18 protein-coding genes and 1 riboswitch are annotated in these 20,103 nt (G+C 69.7%); of the genes, 4 read left to right on the top strand and 14 right to left on the bottom strand.

From position 1 onward, the window contains the following. Positions 1-4: 4 nt before the first annotated feature. From ACGFH6_RS16220 to ACGFH6_RS16210, 3 genes are read right to left on the bottom strand one after another with little or no spacing between them, the layout of a single operon-like run. Positions 5-784: an ABC transporter permease gene (locus tag ACGFH6_RS16220; RefSeq protein ID WP_393384359.1), complete on the bottom strand. Its 780-nt coding sequence runs from the start codon at positions 782-784 to the stop codon at positions 5-7. After that, positions 781-1,599 (bottom strand): ABC transporter ATP-binding protein, encoded by an 819-nt coding sequence (locus ACGFH6_RS16215; RefSeq protein WP_393384357.1) that lies wholly within the window; start codon positions 1,597-1,599, stop codon positions 781-783. Before ACGFH6_RS16215 ends, ACGFH6_RS16220 begins: the two co-directional genes overlap by 4 nt. A 9-nt stretch (positions 1,600-1,608) precedes the next feature. Next, entirely contained in the window at positions 1,609-2,631 is a 1,023-nt protein-coding gene (locus tag ACGFH6_RS16210) for an ABC transporter substrate-binding protein (RefSeq protein WP_393384355.1), read from the bottom strand. Positions 2,632-3,024: 393 nt separating this feature from the next. Between ACGFH6_RS16210 and ACGFH6_RS16205 the strand changes: the two genes are divergently transcribed. Together ACGFH6_RS16205 and ACGFH6_RS16200 are read left to right on the top strand one after the other, a co-directional pair. After that, positions 3,025-4,341 carry a sensor histidine kinase gene (locus ACGFH6_RS16205; RefSeq protein WP_393384353.1) on the top strand — a complete coding sequence of 439 codons (1,317 nt, stop codon included), beginning with the start codon at positions 3,025-3,027 and terminating at the stop codon, positions 4,339-4,341. A 1-nt stretch (position 4,342) separates the two neighbouring features. Beyond that, the gene (locus ACGFH6_RS16200) at positions 4,343-4,999 is read left to right on the top strand and encodes a response regulator transcription factor (RefSeq protein ID WP_360439931.1); all 657 of its coding nucleotides are present in this window, start codon (positions 4,343-4,345) and stop codon (positions 4,997-4,999) included. A 9-nt stretch (positions 5,000-5,008) separates the two neighbouring features. Here ACGFH6_RS16200 and ACGFH6_RS16195 read toward each other — a convergent pair whose 3' ends face one another. Further along, positions 5,009-5,560, bottom strand: a complete 552-nt coding sequence (locus ACGFH6_RS16195) for a MarR family winged helix-turn-helix transcriptional regulator (RefSeq protein WP_393384351.1) — start codon at positions 5,558-5,560, stop codon at positions 5,009-5,011. Between the two features lie 120 nt (positions 5,561-5,680). On the opposite strand from ACGFH6_RS16195, the gene ACGFH6_RS16190 reads away from it, so the two are divergent. Continuing rightward, on the top strand, positions 5,681-6,349 hold the full coding sequence (locus ACGFH6_RS16190) for an FMN-dependent NADH-azoreductase (RefSeq protein ID WP_393384349.1): 669 nt from the start codon (positions 5,681-5,683) through the stop codon (positions 6,347-6,349). A 63-nt stretch (positions 6,350-6,412) separates the two neighbouring features. Here the strand turns inward: ACGFH6_RS16190 and ACGFH6_RS16185 are convergent, their stop codons facing one another. The 9 genes from ACGFH6_RS16185 to ACGFH6_RS16145 all read right to left on the bottom strand — a co-directional run bounded on the left by ACGFH6_RS16185 (position 6,413) and on the right by ACGFH6_RS16145 (position 16,409). Then, on the bottom strand, positions 6,413-7,255 hold the full coding sequence (locus ACGFH6_RS16185; protein ID WP_393384347.1) for a putative RNA methyltransferase: 843 nt from the start codon (positions 7,253-7,255) through the stop codon (positions 6,413-6,415). Between the two features lie 29 nt (positions 7,256-7,284). Continuing rightward, entirely contained in the window at positions 7,285-8,139 is an 855-nt protein-coding gene (locus ACGFH6_RS16180) for an ABC transporter permease (protein WP_393384345.1), read from the bottom strand. Further along, on the bottom strand, positions 8,126-9,097 hold the full coding sequence (locus ACGFH6_RS16175; RefSeq protein ID WP_393384343.1) for an ABC transporter ATP-binding protein: 972 nt from the start codon (positions 9,095-9,097) through the stop codon (positions 8,126-8,128). Before ACGFH6_RS16175 ends, ACGFH6_RS16180 begins: the two co-directional genes overlap by 14 nt. A 1-nt stretch (position 9,098) precedes the next feature. Next, entirely contained in the window at positions 9,099-10,142 is a 1,044-nt protein-coding gene (locus ACGFH6_RS16170; RefSeq protein ID WP_393384341.1) for an outer membrane lipoprotein carrier protein LolA, read from the bottom strand. A 180-nt stretch (positions 10,143-10,322) separates the two neighbouring features. Beyond that, the gene (locus ACGFH6_RS16165) at positions 10,323-10,937 is read right to left on the bottom strand and encodes a hypothetical protein (RefSeq protein WP_393384339.1); all 615 of its coding nucleotides are present in this window, start codon (positions 10,935-10,937) and stop codon (positions 10,323-10,325) included. Next, positions 10,921-12,342: a 5,6-dimethylbenzimidazole synthase gene (gene bluB, locus ACGFH6_RS16160; RefSeq protein WP_393384337.1), complete on the bottom strand. Its 1,422-nt coding sequence runs from the start codon at positions 12,340-12,342 to the stop codon at positions 10,921-10,923. Before bluB ends, ACGFH6_RS16165 begins: the two co-directional genes overlap by 17 nt. After that, on the bottom strand, positions 12,339-13,673 hold the full coding sequence (locus tag ACGFH6_RS16155; protein WP_393384835.1) for a cobyrinate a,c-diamide synthase: 1,335 nt from the start codon (positions 13,671-13,673) through the stop codon (positions 12,339-12,341). The genes bluB and ACGFH6_RS16155 overlap by 4 nt, the downstream gene beginning before the upstream one ends. A gap of 88 nt (positions 13,674-13,761) precedes the next feature. Next, a complete protein-coding gene (gene cobO / locus ACGFH6_RS16150; protein WP_393384335.1) occupies positions 13,762-14,376 on the bottom strand; it encodes a cob(I)yrinic acid a,c-diamide adenosyltransferase in 615 nt (204 codons plus the stop codon). Then, entirely contained in the window at positions 14,376-16,409 is a 2,034-nt protein-coding gene (locus ACGFH6_RS16145) for a putative cobaltochelatase (protein WP_393384333.1), read from the bottom strand. Before ACGFH6_RS16145 ends, cobO begins: the two co-directional genes overlap by 1 nt. Before the next feature lie 67 nt (positions 16,410-16,476). Next, a riboswitch (cobalamin riboswitch) is annotated at positions 16,477-16,630 on the bottom strand. Positions 16,631-16,793: 163 nt separating this feature from the next. Here ACGFH6_RS16145 and ACGFH6_RS16140 point away from each other — a divergent pair. Continuing rightward, complete coding sequence (locus tag ACGFH6_RS16140; protein WP_393384332.1) at positions 16,794-19,739, top strand: AAA family ATPase; 2,946 nt, start codon at positions 16,794-16,796, stop codon at positions 19,737-19,739. Here the strand turns inward: ACGFH6_RS16140 and ACGFH6_RS16135 are convergent. Beyond that, entirely contained in the window at positions 19,733-20,002 is a 270-nt protein-coding gene (locus tag ACGFH6_RS16135) for a hypothetical protein (RefSeq protein ID WP_393384331.1), read from the bottom strand. The two genes, ACGFH6_RS16140 and ACGFH6_RS16135, sit on opposite strands and share 7 nt — an antisense overlap. Positions 20,003-20,103: the final 101 nt, after the last annotated feature.

The following is a 20,103-nucleotide window of genomic DNA, read 5'->3' as shown; positions in this document are numbered from 1 at the left end:
GCGCTCACCGCGATTCCTGCGCCCAGGGCAGGAACAGGTGCTCCAGCAGGACCAGTATGTAGAACAAGACGATGCTCAGGATGCTGAGCAGGGTGATCGCGGCGAACGCCAGCGGCGTGTCCGCACTCGCGCCCGACTGGTAGATGACGTAGCCAAGGCCGTGGGTCGTGCCAACGAACTCGGCGATCACCGAACCGATCACCGCCAGCGAGATCGCCACCTTCAGGCCGGTGAACATCTGCGGCATCGCGTAGCGCAGCCGCAGCTTGAAGAACTCCTGCGTCCGGCTCGCGTTCAGCGACCGGAGCAACTCGACCAGCTCGATCGGCGTCGATTTCATCCCCTGTGCGGTCGAGATGACGATCGGGAAGAAACAGACCAGCAGCACCATGACCACCTTCGGCCACTGACCGAAGCCCATCCAGACCACCAGCAGCGGAGCGATCGCGACCTTCGGGATCGCGTTCACCATCAGCAGCAGCGGGTACACCAGCCGCTCCAGCAGCACCGACCGGACGATCAGCAGCGCGATCGGTACGCCGACCACGATCGCCAGCAGGAAGCCCTCGACCGTCTCCAGGATCGACGTCCCGGTCTCGGTCAGCAGGTACGACGGCTGGTCCATGAAGCTGATGACGACGTCCTTCGGACTCGGCAGCAGGTAGGACTCGATCCCGAACACGATCGTGGCCAGCCACCACAGCGCGATCGCACCGGCCAGGCCGATGATCGGCAACAGCACCGCCGCGACCGGCGAGTCCTTCAGCCAGGACCGTTTGGTCATCGCGGCCGCACCTCGTCCACCTGCCGCGGCGCCGGCTCGTCAACGGGCGCCACCTTCTCCGCGAGCAGACCGTGCAGCAGTCCGCTGATCCGGGCGACCTCGGTCAGGTGAGCGTTCTGGCCCAGGGTGCGCGGGCGCGGGATGTCGATGTCGACGACCTCGCGGAGCCGGCCCGGCCGCGGGGTCAGCACGACCACCCGGTCGGCCAGCAGCACGGCCTCCTCGATCGAGTGGGTGACGAAGACGATCGTCGTGTCCAGCTCCATCTTGATCCGCTGCAGCTCGTCGGACAGCTCGGTCCGGGTGAGCGCGTCGAGCGCGGAGAACGGCTCGTCCATCAGCATCACCTGCGGGTCGCGGATCAGCGACCGGCACAGTGAGACGCGCTGCTGCATGCCGCCGGACAGCTCATGCGGCAGGCGCCGCTCGAATCCGGTCAGCCCGGTCAGCTCCAGCAACTCGTAGGCCCGGTCGCGGTACGCCGCCCGGCCCCGATCGCCCTCGCCGCCGTCGATCTCGATCGGCAGCATGACGTTCGACAGCACCGACCGCCACGGCAGCAGCGCCGGCCGCTGGAACATGAACGAGACGTCCCGGCGCGGACCGGTGACGGGGTCGCCCGCCACCCGGACCGTGCCGGACGTCGGTGAGATCAGTCCCGCGATCAGCCGGAGCAGGGTGGACTTGCCACACCCGGACCGGCCGATCAGCGTGACGAACTCGTTCTGCTGGACGTGCAGGTCGATCTCCTCGAGGGCCGTGACCTGGCCCTCGCGTCCGTCGAAGACCTGCCCTACACCGTCCAGCCGGATCATCGACGGGATTCAGCTCTTCGGCGCGAGGTCGATGCTGACGACGTCCTCGGACTTGACCGAGCCGGCGGGCTTGATCGCGCCGGCCTCGTCCAGCAGGTTCAGGATGGTCTGCACCCGCTGCGGGTCGACCGAGCCGAGCGGGTCGTTGAAGCCGTCCGGCTTGACGTACGGCTTCATCAGCTTGAGCTCTTCGGTGGCGACGCCGAGGTCGGTCTGCGGCACGTACTTCTTCAGGATCGCGGCGGCCCCGGCCGGGTCGTCGATGGTGTCCTGCAGGCCCTTGAGCAGCGCGGCGGTGAACTTCTTCACCTGGTCCGGGTGGTCCTTGGCCAGGTCGGTCCGGGTGATGATCGCGTTGCCGTACAGGTCCGGCAGCACGTCGCCGTAGGGCAGGACGACGGCCTTGCGGTGCTTCGGGTCCGCCTTCTCGACCAGCGGTACGCCGACCACGAACTGGCCGATCGCCGGCACCTTCCCGGACGCGAGCAGCTGCGGCAAGGCCGGCGGCGGGGACGGGATGAAGTCGGTCTTGTCGGCGGGAATCTTGGCCGCCTTGGCGTAGACCGGGAACATCACCGTGTTGGTCGAGCCCGGCTGGTCGCCGACGGACTTGCCGACCAGGTCCTGCGGCTTGGTGATGCCGTAGCCCTCCAGCGAGACGATCGCGGCCAGCGAGCGCTGGTGGATCATCCCGACCGTGGTCACCGGCAGCTTCTGCTTGCCCAGGGTGATGACGGCGCCGGTGAAGTCACCGATGCCGTAGTCGGCCTGACCGCCGGCCACCAGCTTCATCACGTCGACCGTGCCGGAGCCCGGGTTGATCGTGACGTCGAAGCCGGCGTCCTTGAAGTAGCCCTTCTCCAGGGCCACGTAGGCGTAAGCCTCCCGGCCGAAGGTGTTGAAGGAGGTCAGATAACTGACCTTCGTCAGGCCGGTGTCGGCCTGCTTTCCCTCATCGTCGTTGTTGCACGCGCTGACCAGGGCGAGCCCCAGGACCGCCACCAACGCGATGACGGAACGCCTCAACCTCATATCGACCTCTCTCGTCCGATATTTGATCAAACATCAAATTCAGAAAGGTGGTCAATCGGCCCTCGGGGACTTCACCGGGACTTTACGTCCCCGTGCCAGGTCCCCGCAGAGGCCTCCGGCCACCCGTCCTGGAGCCGTTTCCCCTACCCGTCCCGTCTAGGACCGGCATCCCGCCCCGACCACAGACCGTACCCGCCCGGACAGCAGATCGCGACGGCCGCAGGCTCCGAAACCGTCCGTTCGGTGTCAAATTTGTGTAAACCGTCAGTTTCGAGTGACGCACGGCACGTAACCGGAGCCAGGACCCAGCCGTGACCCAGCGCCGAGCGGCACGTCGAGGTCCTCACTCCCCGGAGGGAGGACTCCGGGCCGGGCGTTTGACACCATGGAGGGGTGGCGAACGGGCTGGTGCGCGGATCGGCGCGTCCCGTGCGTGGGGCGCCGGCCCTGCTGCATGCGGTGACCAGCCTCGGCCGGGCGTCGACGTACCTGCGCTGGGTCTACCTCCTGCTGGGCGCGGCCCTGGTGCTCGCGTTCATCCTGGTGGACAGCGCGCTGGTCGCGGTGGCCCAGGATCTCCAGCTGCCGAAAGTTGCCATCGGCATCGTCATCGCGGTGATCGCGGCCGGCCCGCCGATCGCCCTCGGCGTACTGCCCGCGGTCCGTGAGGTCGAGGGGATCGCGGTCGAGTCGCTGCTCGGCGTCCGGTTCGACGAGCGGCCGCTCGGTCCGGCGCGGACCTGGCCGCAGCGTCGCCGGACGGCGAGCTGGTTCTGCCTGCACCTGGTCGCGGGCGGCGCGGTGGGCGTTCTCAGCACGATCGTGTTCGGCGTCGGAGCGATCTGGCTCGCGGTGCCGTTCCGCTCCCCCGGCACGCGCGACATCGTGCCCGGCTGGACGTACGAGATCACTGGCGGCTGGGGCGATCTGTGGCTGCCGGCCGCGGCCGTGGGCGGGATCGTCGGCCTGTTCCTGCTCTCCGCCGCCGTCGGTGCCCTGCTCGCCCACCTGGCCCCGCGCGTGCTCGGGCCGACCGCCGCGGAGCGCATCGAGCTGCTCGAGCGCCGTACGGCGACACTTGCCGAGCGCAACCGTCTGGCCCGGGAGCTGCACGACAGCGTCGGGCACGCGCTCAGCCTGGTCACCATCCAGGCGGCCGCGGCACGCCGGGTGCTGGCGACCGATCCGGAGTTCGCCGAGACCGCGCTGGCCGCGATGGAGACGTCCGCCCGGTCTGCCCTGGCCGAGCTCGACCACGTGCTCGGACTCCTGCGCGACGACCGGCGCCCGGGGTCGCAGACGACGCCGCAGTCGACCCTCGGCGACCTCGACCGGCTGGTCGACGCCACCCGGGCCGGCGGCATCACGGTCGACGTACGGCGGGACGGCGACCTGGAACGGCTGCCCGCGGCGGTCTCCCGGGAGGCCTACCGGATCGTCCAGGAGGGCCTCACCAACGCGATCCGGCACGCCGGCCACCGGGCCGGCGAGCTCACAATCGACCTCTCCATCCGGCTGGACGGCTCCGGCCTCCGCCTCGAGCTGACGAACCCGGTCAGCGGTACGTCGGACCACGCGGGCGGTGGCCGTGGTCTGGCCGGCATCCGTGAAAGGGTCGCCGTACTGCAGGGCACCGTGGCAGCAGGTCTGGACGGGCCGCTCTGGCGGCTGGCCGTGACCTTGCCGGTCGCCGTGACGACGAAGGGATGACATGAATCTGTCGGTGGTCGTGGTCGACGACGAGCCGCTGATCCGCAGCGGGCTGCGCGCCATCATCAACGCCGAGCCCGACCTCACGGTGGTCGGCGAGGCCGGTGACGGCGCGGAGGTGCTGCCGGTCGTCCGCCGTACCGGCGCCGACGTGGTGCTGATGGATGTCCGGATGCCCGCCGTCGACGGGATCCAGGCGACCCGGCTGCTCCTGGAGAACCTCGACCCCGCGCCGCGTGTGCTGGTGGTGACGACGTTCGAGAACGACGACTACGTGTACGACGCCCTGCGCGCGGGAGCCTCCGGGTTCCTGCTCAAGCGGACGCCGCCGGACGACATCATCGCGGCGATCCGCACAGTCGCCGGGAGCGAGTCACTGCTGTTCCCCGAGGCGATCCGCGCGCTGGCCCGGGCCCACGCCGGAGGGCAGTCGCCGCGGCCGACCGGCTTGGACGAGTACCAGCTGACCGAACGGGAGCAGGAGGTACTGCGTCTGATGGCGCGCGGACTGTCGAACGCGGAGATCGCCACAGAACTCATCCTCGGCCTGCAGACGGTCAAGACCCACGTGGCGAACGTCCTCGCCAAGCTGAACGCCAGGGACCGCACCCAGGCCGTGATCCGGGCCTACGAGTCGGGCTTCGTCCCGCTGCACTGACCTGACCGGTCAGGTGTCGGCCGGGTCCACGTTCTCGTCGGCGAGCACACAGGCGTTGTGCAGCGGGTCGACGGTGTCTGCCTTGACCGCCACGCGCTGCAGGAGCATCCGGAAGCTGGCGCGCTCGGAATCCTCCAGACTGCCGAGGACCTCCTCCTCGGCCGTCGCGAGGCGCTGCTCCAGCTCACACAAGGTCTCCCGGCCCTGCTCGGTCGCCACGATCAGCCGCGCCCGGCGATCGGCCGGGTCCGGCTGTCGCTGGACCAGGCCGGCCTTCTCCAGGTCGTCCAGCAGGTAGGTCATCACGGTCCGGTCCACGCCGAGCTGCGCCGCGAGGTCGAGCTGCCGCTTCGGGCCCTCCCCGTGCGCGGCCGCCAGCACCTGGTAGCCGCGCGGGCCACCCGGTACGTCGTCGAGCGCCGCGGCGGCCGTCTTGGCGTACCGCCGGAAGACGACGCCCAGCGCCCAGCCGAGGTCCGTCTCGACCGGCGCACCGCTGGCGGTCCGGTGGGGCGCTCCTCTGGCTGCCCGGCTGCCGACGTCGGGCGAAGTACTGGTCACGCCCCCATCGTACGTGGTGTACGCCACTCGGAATACGATCTGACTTGAATATGTTCTGCTTCACAGATTATCTTCAGGACAGCTCGTATGAGCCGCCCCCAATCTGATGGAGATGAACGAATGACCACCCTGTTACGCGTCGACGCCAGCATCCGGGTCGAAGGATCGGTGAGCCGCGCTCTGGCGGACAGCGCCGAGGCGGCCTGGAAGGCGGAGCACCCCGACGGCATCGTGGTCCGCCGCGATCTCGGGTTGCACCCGCTGCCGTCGACCATCTGGCCGACGCTGGCCGCCGCGCAGGTGGGCGCCGAGCCCACCGACGGCGCCGACCGCATCCCGCTCGCCGAGGCGAAGGCCGTCGCCGAGCAGCTCGCGAACGAGGTCAAGACCGCGGACGCCATCCTGCTCGCCGTCCCGCTGTACAACTACGGCATCGCCAACAACGTGAAGACCTGGATCGACCTGCTGCTGATCGACCCGGAGCTGGTCCGCGGCACCGGCGGGACGGCTGGCCGGCCGGTCATCTTCACCCTCGCCCGGGGCGGCGGCTACAGCCCCGGCACCCCGAAGCACGGCTGGGACCACGCCACGCCGTACCTGGAGCGGGTCTTCGCGGACATCTTCGGCATGAACGTCCGCACCGCCGCCGCCGAACTCACCCTGGCCCCGGTCACCCCGGGCATGGAGGAGCTCGTCGACGCGTCCAAGGTCTCCGAGTCGGAGGCCCGGGTCACCGCCGAGCAACACGGCACCGTGGTGGCCCGCGAGCTCATCGCCAACGCGGCCTGACCTCCACGCCTCGTACCCGCCTGACCGCGAGCCTGGTGCGGTGCCGTGCTAGCCGGCACCGGATCAGGCGACCTGCCAGGTCGACAGCGTGACCGACAGCGTGACGATCGAGGGTTCGGCCAGTACGGCGATCCGTTGCGCCAGCTCGCGATAGTTCAGATGACGCGCACTCGGCGTCATCAGCACCAACTGCTCCACCGCACCCCGGTCGAGCCGCATCGTCTCCTCGACGACCTCCCGGCCGGTGTTCACGAACGCACCGGCGAGTGATTCCCGCAGCCTGCGCTCCTTGTCCTCGTCGACCGTGACGAGCCCCAGTACGCCGACCAGTTCGGCGAGGTGCTCCTGATTCGGTGTCACCACCAGGAGCGAACCGCCGGGCGCGAGCACCCGGGCCATCTCGGCGGCGTTGCGCGGCGCGAACACGTTCAGCATCAGGTGCGCGGAGTTGTCCAGCAGTGGCAGCTGCTGCCACGCGTCGCACACCACGGATCCGATCCGCCGATCCACCTTGGCCGCGCGGCGGGCGGCGTACCTGGAGACGTCCAGGGCGAGGCCGCGACGGGCGCCTGAGGCACCCACCACACCGGCGAGGTAGTAGCCGGTGCCGGCGCCGACCTCGACGACCAGTTCCTCGCCGTCCGGCCGCAGGCTCGCGGCGGCGTTCAGGATCAGCGCGTCCCGGATCGGGGTGTAGTGGCCGCCGCCGAGGAAGACCGTCCGGGCACCGACCATCGCGGCCGAGTCGCCGTCGATCCCGGTGGATGCCGAGGGCAACAGATTGAGGTAGCCCTGCTTGGCCAGGTCGTACGTGTGCCCTTGCGGGCAGCGCGCCGTACGGTCGGTCAGGGCGAGTGCGTCCGCGCAGACGGGACAGCGCAGTACGGCGACCAGGTCGGCATCCACCGCCCCAGTGTCTCAGTCCCCCGGGTGCGTCAGGTGATGTCCCGGCTGGTGAGGCGCGCCCAGGCGGCCGTGTAGAAGACCACCAGGTAGGCGGCCTGCACGAGCAGGTTGCGGATGATCTCGTGCCAGTACGGCGGATCTCGGAGCAGGTCGGCGAACGACTGCCACCGATACATCAGCAGCCACGGATGGATCGCGTGCAGCTGCGGGATCGCGGTCATGATGCCGAGCACGATGAACGCGCCGAACGTCGCCGCCATCGCGGCCAGCGGGGTCGACGTCAGCGACGAGACGAAGAGGCCGATTCCGGCCAGCCCGAGCAGCGACAGCGAGATCACCACAGCGATCATGAGGGCACGCAGCAGGCCCTCCCCCAGCGAGACCGTCGTACCGGACAGCAGGAGTACGTCGCCGACCGGGAAAAGAACGAAGCCGACGATCAGCCCGGAGATCCAGATCGTCATCGTCGCGGCCAGGCAGAACACCGCGAGCGCGACCATCTTGGCCGCGAGCAACCGACTGCGCCCTGCCGGTGCGGTGAGCATGGTGCGCAACGTGCCGAGGCTGGCCTCACCGGCGAGGGACTCGCCCGAGATCACGGTCACCGCGGTCGGCAGGAAGAACGGCAGTGAGAGACCGAGGCTCGCGACGATCAGGAACAGGCCGTTGCCGGCGACCTGACCGAGGAACCCCTGGGCGTCGCCGTCGGAGCCGGAGAGCTTGATCGCGATCCCGATCAGCAGCGGGACCGCGGCGAGGACGCCGAGTCCGGCCTGCGTGCGGGCCCGCCCGAAGACCAGGCGCAGCTCCGAGCGGAACAGACCGAGCGTGTGCCGTCCTGCCGTCACCCGCCGGCTGTCCTCGACAGTGCTACTCAGCGACATCGAACCCCTCCCCCGTGAGCGCGACGAAGGCCTCCTCCAGGCTGGGGCGTTCCAGCCCGAAGCCATGGATGCGAACGTCGGCGGCGACCAGGGCCGCCGCGAACTTGTCGATCGGGAGGTCGCCGGAGTCGCCTTCGACGGTCTCCTCGGTGGTCTTCAGATCGGTGGCGCCGAGGCTCTTGAGGGTCTCGGCCGCCTGCGCGAGGTCCGGCGTACGGACGACCAGACGGGGACGGAGCTCGGCGCGCAGGTCGGCCACGGTCGACTGGCGGACGAGTTTGCCGCGGCTCATCACGGCCGCGTGGGTGCAGACCTGCTCGACCTCGGCCAGCAGGTGGGTCGAGGTGAAGACCGTGGTGCCGTCGCTCGCCAGCTCGCGAATCAGGTTCCGGACCTCGCGGGTCCCTTGCGGGTCGAGGCCGTTGGTCGGCTCGTCGAGCACCAGCAGGTCGCGACGCTGCATCAACGCGACCGCGATCGCGAGCCGCTGGCGCATACCGAGCGAGTAGGCCCGGACTTTCTTGCCTGCGGCATTGGACAGACCGACCCGCTCGAGGGCTTCGGCCGCGCGGGCCTTGCGCGTGCGTGGGTCAGCGGTCCGGTCGGCCGCGTCGAAGCGCAGCAGATTCGCCTGTCCGGTCCAGAACGGGTAGAACGCCGGCCCTTCGACCAGCGCGCCCACCCGCGGCAGGACCTTCAGCTGTGCCTTCGGCATCGATTCGCCGAGCAGCTCGACCGACCCCGAGGTCGGCGCGATCAGCCCCAGCAGCATCCGGATCGTCGTTGTCTTCCCGGACCCGTTCGGCCCGAGGAACCCGAACACGCTCCCCGCGGGGACCTCCAGGTCCACGGTGTCCACCGCCACCTGGCCACCCCGGAAACGCTTCGTCAGTCCCCGCGTGACGATGGGTGGGGCGGCCGATGCCGCGGGTGGCGGCGGCTCCTGCGGGGTCGTCACGTCAGCGGGGAGCCTTGGCTGCGGCGGCCTGCAGGGTGTCGGGGGTGACCAGACCGGCGAAGACGCGGCCGTCGTCGGTGATCAGGGCGCTGACCATCTTGCTGGTCAGGATCTTGCCCTTGCCCCAGGAACCCTGGACCGTACGAGCGTTGGCGAGCAGCTGGTCGACCGGGCCGTTGCCGGTGGTCTTCACGCCGCGGACCATCACCACGCTCTCCCAGCCCGTGCCGATCACCGTCGGCTTGTCGCCGCGCTGGGCCGGCGCCTTCTCACCCTTCGGCCCGATCGCCTTCGGCGGCTTCACCGGGTGCGGGGCCTCGCGCGTCGCGGGCACCTTCTTGTCGGTCACCTTCACACCCTTCGGCGGGGTGAAGCTGAACGTACTCGCCGCCGGTACGTCGAACGACACCGAGGAGAAGCCGAGTTCCACGGCCGGGTCGTTGCCGGTCCGCGGCATCACGGTCACGTCGAGCGGGACCCACGTCTTCGAGTCGATCGCCAGCGTCACCGAGCCGACCGTCGTACGGTCCGTCTTCGGCACCAGGCGCAGCTTGTAGGCGTCCCGGCCGGCGACCTTCTCCGTGCCGCTCACCTCGACCTTGGTGGTCGGGTCGATCGCGTCCAGGAACTGCTTCGCGACCGCCTGCGGATCGTAGTTCCGCGGCGCGACCTTGGGCTTGTCCGGCTTCGCGGAGCGCGCCGGCAGCGTCAGCTTGACGGCTTCACGCCTGGACGAGTCGTACGCCCAGGCGGACTTGCCGTCGGTCGTCCAGACCCGCTCGGCCTGGTTGTCCAGGACGGACACCCGGGCCTTGTCCGGGGTGGCGAAGGCGACGCGGGCGGTGTGCTGACCGCTGAGCAGCTCGGAGACCGGGTTGCCGTCCTCGACACCAGGGATCGCGGGCAGGCCGAGATCCGCGGACGAGCGGACCGTGCCGCTCAGGCCGTCGACCTTGGCGGTCTGCACCTTGGCGAGCAGATCCTGCGCCGTGATGCCGGGCAGCTTCGGGGAGGCGTCCGCGACCACTGGCCCGAGTGCCCCCACACCTGCCACTACCGCGACTGCCGTAACCGGAACCAACCACCGTCGACTGCGCTGCGTTACGCCCATGTAGTCAAGACTCGCACCGCGTCGCGGCGGAACCAAGAGGTCTCAGGGTGGGTTCACCCAAAAGAGTGAGCCGCGTGTACGACCAGGGTCGTACGCCGGGCCCGGTACGGCGGCTCAACGGCTCTGCAGCGCGTCCAGGGCCACGGTCATCGCGGCGGCCACGCGGAAGTCGAGACGCTGGTCGTGGACCGTGATCCGGTACCGATCCCGGACCGTGAGCCTGCGCTCCACCGACAGTACCGGCTGACCGCTGTTCACGTCGGTGAAGTCGAAGTGGAAGATGAACGGCAGCGGGATCTCGCCGACGAACGGCACGAACTCCCAGATCCGGCGGACGATCGCGATCGTGGGGTTACGCTCCGTCCCGCTCGAGTGCACATGGCCGGCACTCAGCTGCCAGCTGGACCGCAGCAGGCTCTTGCCGAACTCCTTCTTGAACCAGCCGATCGGCTGGCCGTCGGCGTCCATCACGTCGTACCCCGACCCCAGGTCGATCGCCTTGCGCGCCTTGAACGAGAACACCGGCCGGGTCTTGGTGGCGTCGGTGTAGAACGTGACCTGCTCCTTGAACGCCATCCGCTTCTGCTGAGCGAACGCCAGCAGCGGCCCGTCCGAGCCGTCCGGGTTGGTCGTGATCAGCTCGTACTTGTTCGCCATCATCGTGACCCGCTGCTTCATCGAGAACGCGGGCACGTACATGGCGGCTGGGCCCTCAGGAGGAACGGTCATGCCGAGGAGTGTGACAGCTCCCCGGCTCTACCGTCTTCACCCCGCAGGCCGATGCACCGACTCGCAGTCCCCGCGCCATCGCGTCGGCCAGTTCGGATTGCTCGACGATCTGAATGCCGAACTCGCCTACGCCCTGCAACGCCAGGTCCCGGGCGAGCTCGACACCGAGCTCCACCGCCTCGACCGGCGTACGAGCAGGCCGCCACAGCACACCGAAGTCGGCTGCGGGCTTCTGTGGATCCAGCTGTACGACGAGCGCCTCGGGCTGCTCCAGGTACTGCGCCGGATCGCCGCCCACGATGAGCCGGACGAGCTGCCGGCCGTTCGTCTGTACGGCGTTCTGCTGAGCCTGCACCGCGTCGTCGACGATCGAGGTGGGTGCGACGCCGGGGAGGCCGCGGCGGCCCCATTCCTCTTGGTGGACTGCCCAGGCGAGTGGGCGGCGTGCGGCCCAGCCGGTGCGTACCAACTCGGGTGCGGTGGCGAACTCCTCGACGTACCCGACGCAGAGGTAGCCGACGAGCTCGATGTGGGCGGGGAGGTCGAGTACCGCGGCGACCTCGGTGGGCTCGAAGAAGGAGACCCAGCCGACGCCCAGTCCTTCGGCTCGCGCGGCGAGCCAGAGGTTCTGGATCGCGATCGCCACCGAGAACCAGGTGGTCCGTGGGTCCGCGTGCCGGCCGAGCACATGCCGCCCGCCGCGGCCCGCGTCGCAGGTGACCGCGATGTTCAGCGGGGTGTCCAGGATGGCTTCGATCTTCAGGCCGTCGAACGACTGCCGGCGGTCGGACGGCAGACTCGCCGCGAACGCGTCCCGCTGAGCCGACGCCAAGTCGTGCACCTTGCGCCGCGTGGCCACGTCCCGAATCAGCAGAAAGTCCCACGGCTGACTCAACCCCACACTCGGAGCCCGATGCGCAGCCTCCAACACCCGCCCCAACACCTCATCAGGGATCGGCAGTTGCAGGAATCCCCTCCGCACGTCCCGCCGCTCGGCGATCACGCGGTGCACGATGTTCCGTTCTGCAGATGCGTAGCCAGGAGCAGCAGGCAAGCGGCCGATGGCTGTCGTCGCACGAGCTGAACGACGCTTCGTGACGAGCAGTTCGGCACCGGTGAGGAGGACTGCGGCTTCTGCGACGCCTGGTGTGCCGGTTAGTTGGCCGACCTTCTCGCTTGGGGTGGGGACGGACTGGCGGGCCAGCTCTTCGGCGGGCGCAGTCTGCAGCTCGGCGTTCAGGGAGGCGGCCAGGCGTTGTACACCTGGCTCGGTTTCGCGGCCGGCGACCGTGACGACGAGCCGGACCGTGCCTCCGCCGGCCTCCTGTAGTGCGTCGTGCACGAGGTCGCGGAGTTCGCGGTACGGCGTACCGGAGCGGAGGCCGATGCCGACGACGAGGTTCACTTCTCGAGCCCCGCATGCACACGTGCTTCCGCGACGAAGCGGGCCGGGACGTCCGGGCTCGCCGTCCAGTGCAGATGCAGGTACGACGCGTGCACCCGCGGCAAGGCGATGCCCTCCACGCCAGCGGGCAGGTGCCACGCGGGATCCACCTGGGCGTCCAACTCGATCGCCGTCCGGTGGAACTCGTGACCGCGGACCCGGCGACCCTCGTCGAAGAACGCACTCGTGGTGGCAGCGATCGCGGTCCGATAGCCGAGGGTCAGGCGGTCGGTCATCCGAGCGGTCGCAGGTAGCACACCCGTCATCGGATGGCCGTCCAGCTCGCGACAGAGATAGAGCAGCCCGGCGCACTCGGCGATGACCGGCAGCCCTGCCGCGATCTCGGTCGCCACCTGCCGACGGAGTACGTCGTTGGCCGACAGCGCTTCAGCGTGCAACTCCGGGAAGCCACCACCCAGGTACAGCGCCGAGGTTGCTTCAGGCAACGGATCCGTCAGCGGGTCGAAGGCAACAACATCGGCGCCTGCGGCAACCAGCAGCTCAGCGGTCTCGGTGTAGCGGAACGAGAACACGGGGCCACCGGCAACCGCCACCACCGGCCGACCTTCACCCGCCTGAGTCACCTCCGCGGTCGGGTCCCACGCCTCGACGTCGAGATCTGGTGCGGCCTGGGCAGCGGCGACGAACGCCTCCAGGTCGACGCCCTGGCGGACCAGTTCGGCGGCAGCCTCAACCGCCGCCGAGGCTTGCTCCCGCTGCTCGTCGGCCGGGACCAGACCGAGGTGACGGCTGGGCACGGTGAGGCGGGTGTCGCGCCGAAGCACACCGAGCACCGGTACGCCGGTCGGCGCCACTCCGGCTCGGACCTCGGCCTCGTGCCGGTCCGAACCGACCTTGTTCAGGATGACGCCGACGATCCGGATCTCGGTGTCGAAGGCAACGAATCCCTGGACGACGGCACCGACGCTACGGCCCGCCGCCGACGCATCGACGACCAGCACGACAGGTGCCTTGAGCAACTTCGAGACGTGGGCGGTGGACGAGAACCCGTCGGTCCCGAGGGCGCCGTCGTACAGCCCCATCACGCCTTCGACAACAGCGAGGTCTGCGCCGGCAGCACCGTGTGCGAACAGCGGGCCGACGCGCTCCTCGCCGGACAGCATCGGATCGAGGTTCCGCCCGGGACGACCAGTGGCGACCGCGTGGAACCCAGGATCGATGTAGTCCGGCCCCACCTTGAACCCGGCGACCGTATGCCCGGCCCGCCGCAGCGCTGCCATTAACCCAACTGCGACCGTGGTCTTCCCGGCCCCCGAAGCCGGCGCCGCCACCACAACCCGCGGAATCACAGCGTCACCCCCACTCCCACACAGGGCTGCCGCTCCGCGCGCGCAGTCAGTTTCGCTGCGCTGGCGGGCGTTACCACTCGATGCCTTTCTGGCCCTTCTGGCCTGTGTCCATCGGGTGCTTGACCTTGGTCATCTCGGTGACCAGGTCGGCCGCGTCCAGCAGGCGCTGGTCCGCGTTGCGTCCGGTGATCACGACGTACTGGTGACCGGGCCGGTTCGTCAGCGTCTGCACGACCTCGTCGACGTCGACCCAGCCCCACTTCATCGGGTACGTGAACTCGTCCAGGACGTACAGGTCGTGTGTCTGCGCGGCGATCCGGCGCTGGATCTCGCGCCAGCCCTCGAGCGCGTCGGCGGCGTGGTCCTCCTCGGTGCCGGCCTTCCGCGACCAGCTCCAGCCCTCGCCCATCTTGTGCCACTCGACCGGCCCGCCCTGACCGGTCGCCGTGTGCAACTCACCGAGCGCCTTGAACGCGCTCTCCTCGCCGACCTTCCACTTCGCGCTCTTGACGAACTGGAACACGCCGATGTTCCAGCCCTGGTTCCAGCCGCGCAGAGCCATCCCGAAGGCGGCTGTCGACTTTCCCTTCATCTCACCGGTGTGCACCATCAGCAGCGGCCGGTTCCGGCGCTGGCGGGTGGTCAGTCCGTCGTCTGGAACGACGGCCGGTTGCCCCTTCGGCATCAGGCCGCCCTCCGGTCCGTCACCGTGCGGATGAGGTTGCCAGCGGCAACTTCACCGAGGTCGAGGTACTCGGCGCCTAGGTCGGCCGCGAGCTCCCCGGCCAGCCCGAGCCGGACGCCGCGACGCGGCTCGCAATCGACGACCACCGTGGCGATCCCGTGCTGGGCGAGCCAGCCGGCCGCCTGACGCGCGCGGGCGAACGCGTTGTCTCCGTGGGTGGCTCGGCCGTCGGTGACGAGCACGAGCAGTGGGCGTCGACGGGGGTCGCGGATCGCGGCGATCCGGAGTACCTCGGCGGCTTGCAGCAGGCCCTCGGCGAGCGGCGTACGTCCGCCCGTCGGCAGCGATTCAAGCCGGCGTACGGCGGTCTCGACGCTGCCGGTGGGCGGCAGGGCGACCGTCGCGGCGGCACCGGCGAACGTGACGAGTCCGACGGTGTCACGGCGCTGGTACGCGTCCAGCAGCAGCGAGACGATCGCGGTCTTCACCTCACCCATCCGCTTCTTCGTCCCCATCGAGCCGGACGCGTCCACGCAGAACAGCACGAGGTTGCCCTCACGCCCTTCTCGAACGGCGAGCCGCACATCGGACGGCCGTACGGCGAGACCCGGGCCGGTACGGCCGCGCGCATGCTGATGCGGAGCCGCGGATCGAATGGTCGCCAGGAGATGTGGGCGGCCTGCCTCACGTCCTGCGCGTGAACGGTCACCCACGACGCGCCCGACCTCGGTGATCGCCCGGGACCGCCGACCGGCGACGCCCGTCCCGGCGGCCTGCACACTGAGCAACCGCGCCTTGTAGGGCTCCGAGCTGCCGACTACCTCACCAGCCGGCGCCGGCCCAGGCCGGCCACTCGCCTCGCCGTCTTCCGGCCCATCCGGGTCGGCTCCGGCCAGGTCTGGGGTGGAGTGGGCAGGGTCCGCGTCGCCCGGGCTGCCGTCGTCCGCGGGATCCGCTCCCCCGCCCGGACCACCTGGACCGTCCGGATCGTCGTCCGGGTCCTCCGGTGGCGGAGTGCTGTTGTTGATCGCCTCTTCCAGCTGGTCCTCGTCAAGACCTGGAGCGTCGAACGGATTGCGGCGACGCCGGTGCGGCAACGCAAGCTTGGCGGCCGCGCGCACATCGTCCACCTCGACCACAGTGCGCCCGGACCAGGCAGCGTGGGCAACCGCCGTACGCGCGGTGACCAGGTCGGCCCGCATCCCGTCGACGTCGAACGACGCGCAGATCTCCGCGATCTGACGCAAGGCGGAGTCGGTGAGAATCACCTCGGTCAGCAGGTCGCGGGCCTTGACGATGCGCTCGGCGAGCTCGCGCTGCGGGCCGTCGTACCGAGCAATGAAGGCATCCGGATCCGCCTCGTACGCGAGCCGCGCGCGCATCACCTCGACCCGAACCGCAGGATCCCGGCTGGCAACGACGTCCACCGTCAGCCCGAACCGGTCCAGCAGCTGCGGCCGCAGCTCACCCTCTTCCGGGTTCATCGTCCCGACCAGCACGAACCGCGCCGGGTGCGTCACCGACACCCCGTCCCGCTCGACCGTCGCGCGTCCCATCGCCGCGGCATCGAGCAGTACGTCGACCAGATGGTCGTGCAGCAGATTGACCTCGTCGACGTACAGCAGACCGCGATGCGCCGCCGCGAGCAGCCCAGGCTCGTACGCCGTGACGCCCTCGGCCAACGCCTTCTCCAGATGCAGCGAACCAAGCACCCGGTCCTCGGTCGCACCCACCGGAAGCTCGACCAGCCGGGCCGGCCGAGTCTGCGCACCGGCCACATGCGGACCGTCCGGACAGGCCGAGTCCGGATGCTCGGGATCGCAGGAGAAGCGGCACCCGGGTACGACGTCCACCGGCGGAAGGATCTCGGTGAGCGCCCGGACCGCGGTCGACTTCGCCGTACCCTTCTCGCCCCGGATCAGCACCCCACCGATCGCCGGCGAGATCGCGGCCAGGATCAGGGCGAGCTGAAGATCGTCCATCCCGACCACGGCGGTGAACGGAAAACCGGAGGAGGGTGACGCAGACCGCACGGCGGGGAGTCCCTTCGTCGAGCGGGTGTCCACGCCCGCTACGGCTGGTACGCCGCACCACGGAGACCGCAGCCCGACGGACGGAGGTGGATGTCCTGGCTTCCGGGATTCATCCCGGTCACAGTGGCGGGACCGCCCCGGACTCCCGGCCGAAGCCGGTCACCGGTGTTCCTCCACAACCGTCCGCCCGATCATGACACACCCCGCCCTGTCCTCAGCGATGAGGTTCACAATCACCTGGCGCGCAGCGTTTCACAGGTACGTGTCGTAGCCGAAGGCGCCGCCGGCACCGCGAAAGTTGCGGTCGAACGCTTGATCACCCCCCGCCCGACCAGTACGTCGAGGTCTCCCGTCAGCGCGCCCGAGGGTGTTCACTGAGTACGCATGGGGGGTCCGCGGCCCGATCGTCGATTCGCCGGACGTGCTGCTGAACAAGAGTTCCTCGGCGATGCACTGTCGCGCGCCATCACCGGCGTACCGCACGCGATCGTCATCCATGGCGAGGCCGGCATCGGCAAGACCCGGTTGGCTCATGAGGTCTGCGGGGACTCGCATCTGAACGTGCTGTGGGGATCGTGTGTGCACTTCGGTGGTGCGTCCGTCCCGTTCGCCCCGATCACCGGCGCCTTACGGGATTGGCTCGGCCGCGCGGATGACGACGAGAAGGCCGAGACCCTCGCCGGCACCGACGGGCTGAACGCCTTGCTGCCCTCGCTGGGAGTCAGCGCGGGCGTCGACACCACCAGACTGCCGATGCTCGTCGACCTCGTGCTCAATCGGATCGCCGTACGGCGTCCGACGGTGGTGGTCGTGGACGATCTGCAATGGGCCGACGTCGCATCGCTGGACGTGCTGTCCTATCTGATCGCCGGGTTCCGGTCGCAGCCGCTCGTACTCCTGGCCACCTGCAGGACGGAGGAACGCGGCGAGGGGCATCCCCTCCACTCCTGGCTGGCCGACATGCGGCGGATGCCGTTCTTCGACGAGATCCGGCTGGATCCGCTGGACCTCGACGCCACCAGCAGCCAGATCGAAGGTCTCCTCGGCCGGGCGCCCGACGTCGAACTCGCGTCCGGCGTACTGGCACGGTCGGACGGCAACCCCTACCTCGTCGAACTGATGGTCACCGGCCTGTCCGGCACCGAGAGCACCTTGCCCCCAACGGTTCCCGCCGTACTCCGCGACGCGTTACTCGCGACCTGGCACGGCCTGTCGGACCAGACCCGCCTGCTCACCAGAATCCTCGCCGTCGGCGGCCGCCCGACCTCCGCCGCCGTACTGACGCAGGTCGCAGCCGGCCACGGCCTGTCCGCGACCGCGATCACCCCCTGCCTGGCCGAGGCCCAGGACCGCGGCGTAGTGCAAACCGAGACCACCGGAACCTCCTGGTTCCGCCACCCACTACTGGCCGAGGTCCTGTACGACGGCCTGCCACCGACGCAGGCGGCCGAGTTCCATGCCGACTATGTCCGCGTTCTGGAATCACAACCCGGTGACGCCGCGGCAGCCGACCTGGCCGTCCACAACGAGAGAGCCGGGAACATCGACGCGACGTACCACTGGTCGCTGATCGCCGCCGACCAGGCGGCGCGGCTGCGGGCGCCGACGGAGGAGGTGATCCAGCTCCGCCGAGCCTGCGCCCTGTGGGCGGCGGTGTCGCCGGCAGTCCGCGGCGGAAGGGACGAGAGGATCGGCTTGCTGCGGCGGACGAGCACGATCTGTCTGCGAGCAAGTCTGCCGGAGGTGGCCGTCACGCTCCTCACGCAGGCCTTGGGCCAAGTGGACAAGGAGCGCGAGCCGCTGCTGGCGTGCGATCTGCTGGTCGCACGGGCCAACGCGCACTGGAACTCGACCTCGCCGGGAATGGCAGATCTGACGGACATCCTCGAAGCGATCGAGCTGACGACGGACTTTCCCGCGAGCGCGGAGCGCGCCGTCGCGTTCGCCGAGCTGTCCGAGAACGAGACGCTGCACGGTCGCCCGGACGATGTGTTGCACGCGGAGGAAGCCGTCCGGATCGGGTACGCATCAGGCTCGCGGCGGGCCCTCGGACGAGCCTTCGCCGCCCGTGCCGCGGTGACGGACAGCGCCGCGCCCCTCGATTCGCTCGCCGACGCGGAACTGGCGGAACAACTGGCGAAGTCGTCGGGCGATGTCGACACCGCCGTGGGTGTCGCGATCTTCCGCTTCAACGCTCTCCATGCGCTCGGCCGGCGACCCGAGGCAGCCGACGTGACCCGCGCGGCCTATGTCGACGCTGTCTCTACCGGTGCCGGCGTCTGGGCCTGCTTCCTCGCCTTCGAGGCCGCCGGGGAGTTGATCGACCTCGGCCGCTGGGACGAGTGCCGGGCGTTGCTGCGCTCGGCGTTGGCGGCACGGGCCACCGGGATCCCTGGAGCCGGCGTGAGGTTGGCCGCGAGCCTGCTGGCTGTGAGGTCTGGCCGGGTCACGGAAGCCCGGCAGCATTTCGATCGCGCGCTGGAACTGATCTCCGACGACTTCAACCCCCTCCGTCCGGACATCACTGCCGCCGGCCTCGAGCTGATGACCGCGGAAGGCAAGCCCGCGGACGCCGTGGCCTGGGCACGCCCCCGCCTGACAGCCGAGGATCAAGAGCCAGACCCCTGGGACGACGAGGCCCTTCCGGCTTTCGCGTTTGCGGCTGCGGAGGCCGCCCGCTCTGCTCGGGACATCGGCGATCCCGCCGGAGTGGCAGCGGCGGTGGAGGCGGTCGGCAGCGCTGTCGACAGCTGGCCGTCCAAACCTTTTGCCGACGGCATGGGTGGGTCCGACGTGCAGGCGATGAATCAGGCGCTGCTCGCGGCCGAGATGGGGCGGTGCCAGGACACGCCGGATCAGTCCGAGCGTTGGCAACGGGCCGTGGAGACCTGCGGTGTCGTGGGAAATCGGTGGGATCAGGCGGTCGCCCAATGGCGGTGCGCCGAGGCTGAGCTGATCAGCGGGCGGAGCTCGCCGGAGGCACGAGACCTCCTGCGTCAGGCTCACCAGTGCGCGGTCGAGCTCGGCGCCAGGCCCTTGCAGGACGAGATCGAAGCACTGGCGCGGCGCTCGAAAGTCGACCTGAGCTCGCCAGTCCCGGTCGCCGTCGAGCCGGCAGTCGACGACCCACGGCTGGCGGTGCTCACCGGGCGGGAGCGGGAGGTGCTGGCGTTTCTCGTGGCCGGGCGGTCGAACTCCGAGATCGCCAAGGAGCTGTTCATCAGCGACAAGACCGTCAGTGTTCATGTCTCGAACATCCTGCGGAAGACCGGGACCACGAGCCGGGTGGCAGCCGCCGCTCTGGCTGAGCGGCGGCTGCCTGGTCAGTGAAGGTGGACCGTATGGCGACGTCGGTACGCCCAGAGGGCAGCCAGGGCGATACCTGCCCCACCGATGGCGCTGGCGCCGGCCTGGAGACCTTCGGCGACGTTGTCGTCGACCTCGATCGTCGGGCCCGGATCGTGGACGACCACGACAGGCTGCCGGTAGTCGCCTTCGGGATAGATCTCGCGCGCCGATGCCTGGGATGCAGCCGCCACGGTGATGCCGAGGGTCAGCGCAGGTACGGCGACGAGGGTGTGGATGTGGTTCATGGTTCCTCCTCACGGCGCGGATCGCCGTCTTCATTCACCGTGCGGCCGGGCCAGGAGTCGCCACATCGGGCAGTCCACCTCAGATCCGCGGCGTACCCCCC

Origin of the sequence: Kribbella sp. NPDC049227, from assembly GCF_043197265.1 — a bacterium.
Classification (GTDB): domain Bacteria; phylum Actinomycetota; class Actinomycetes; order Propionibacteriales; family Kribbellaceae; genus Kribbella.
This window is presented reverse-complemented; position numbering and strand designations above follow the sequence as displayed.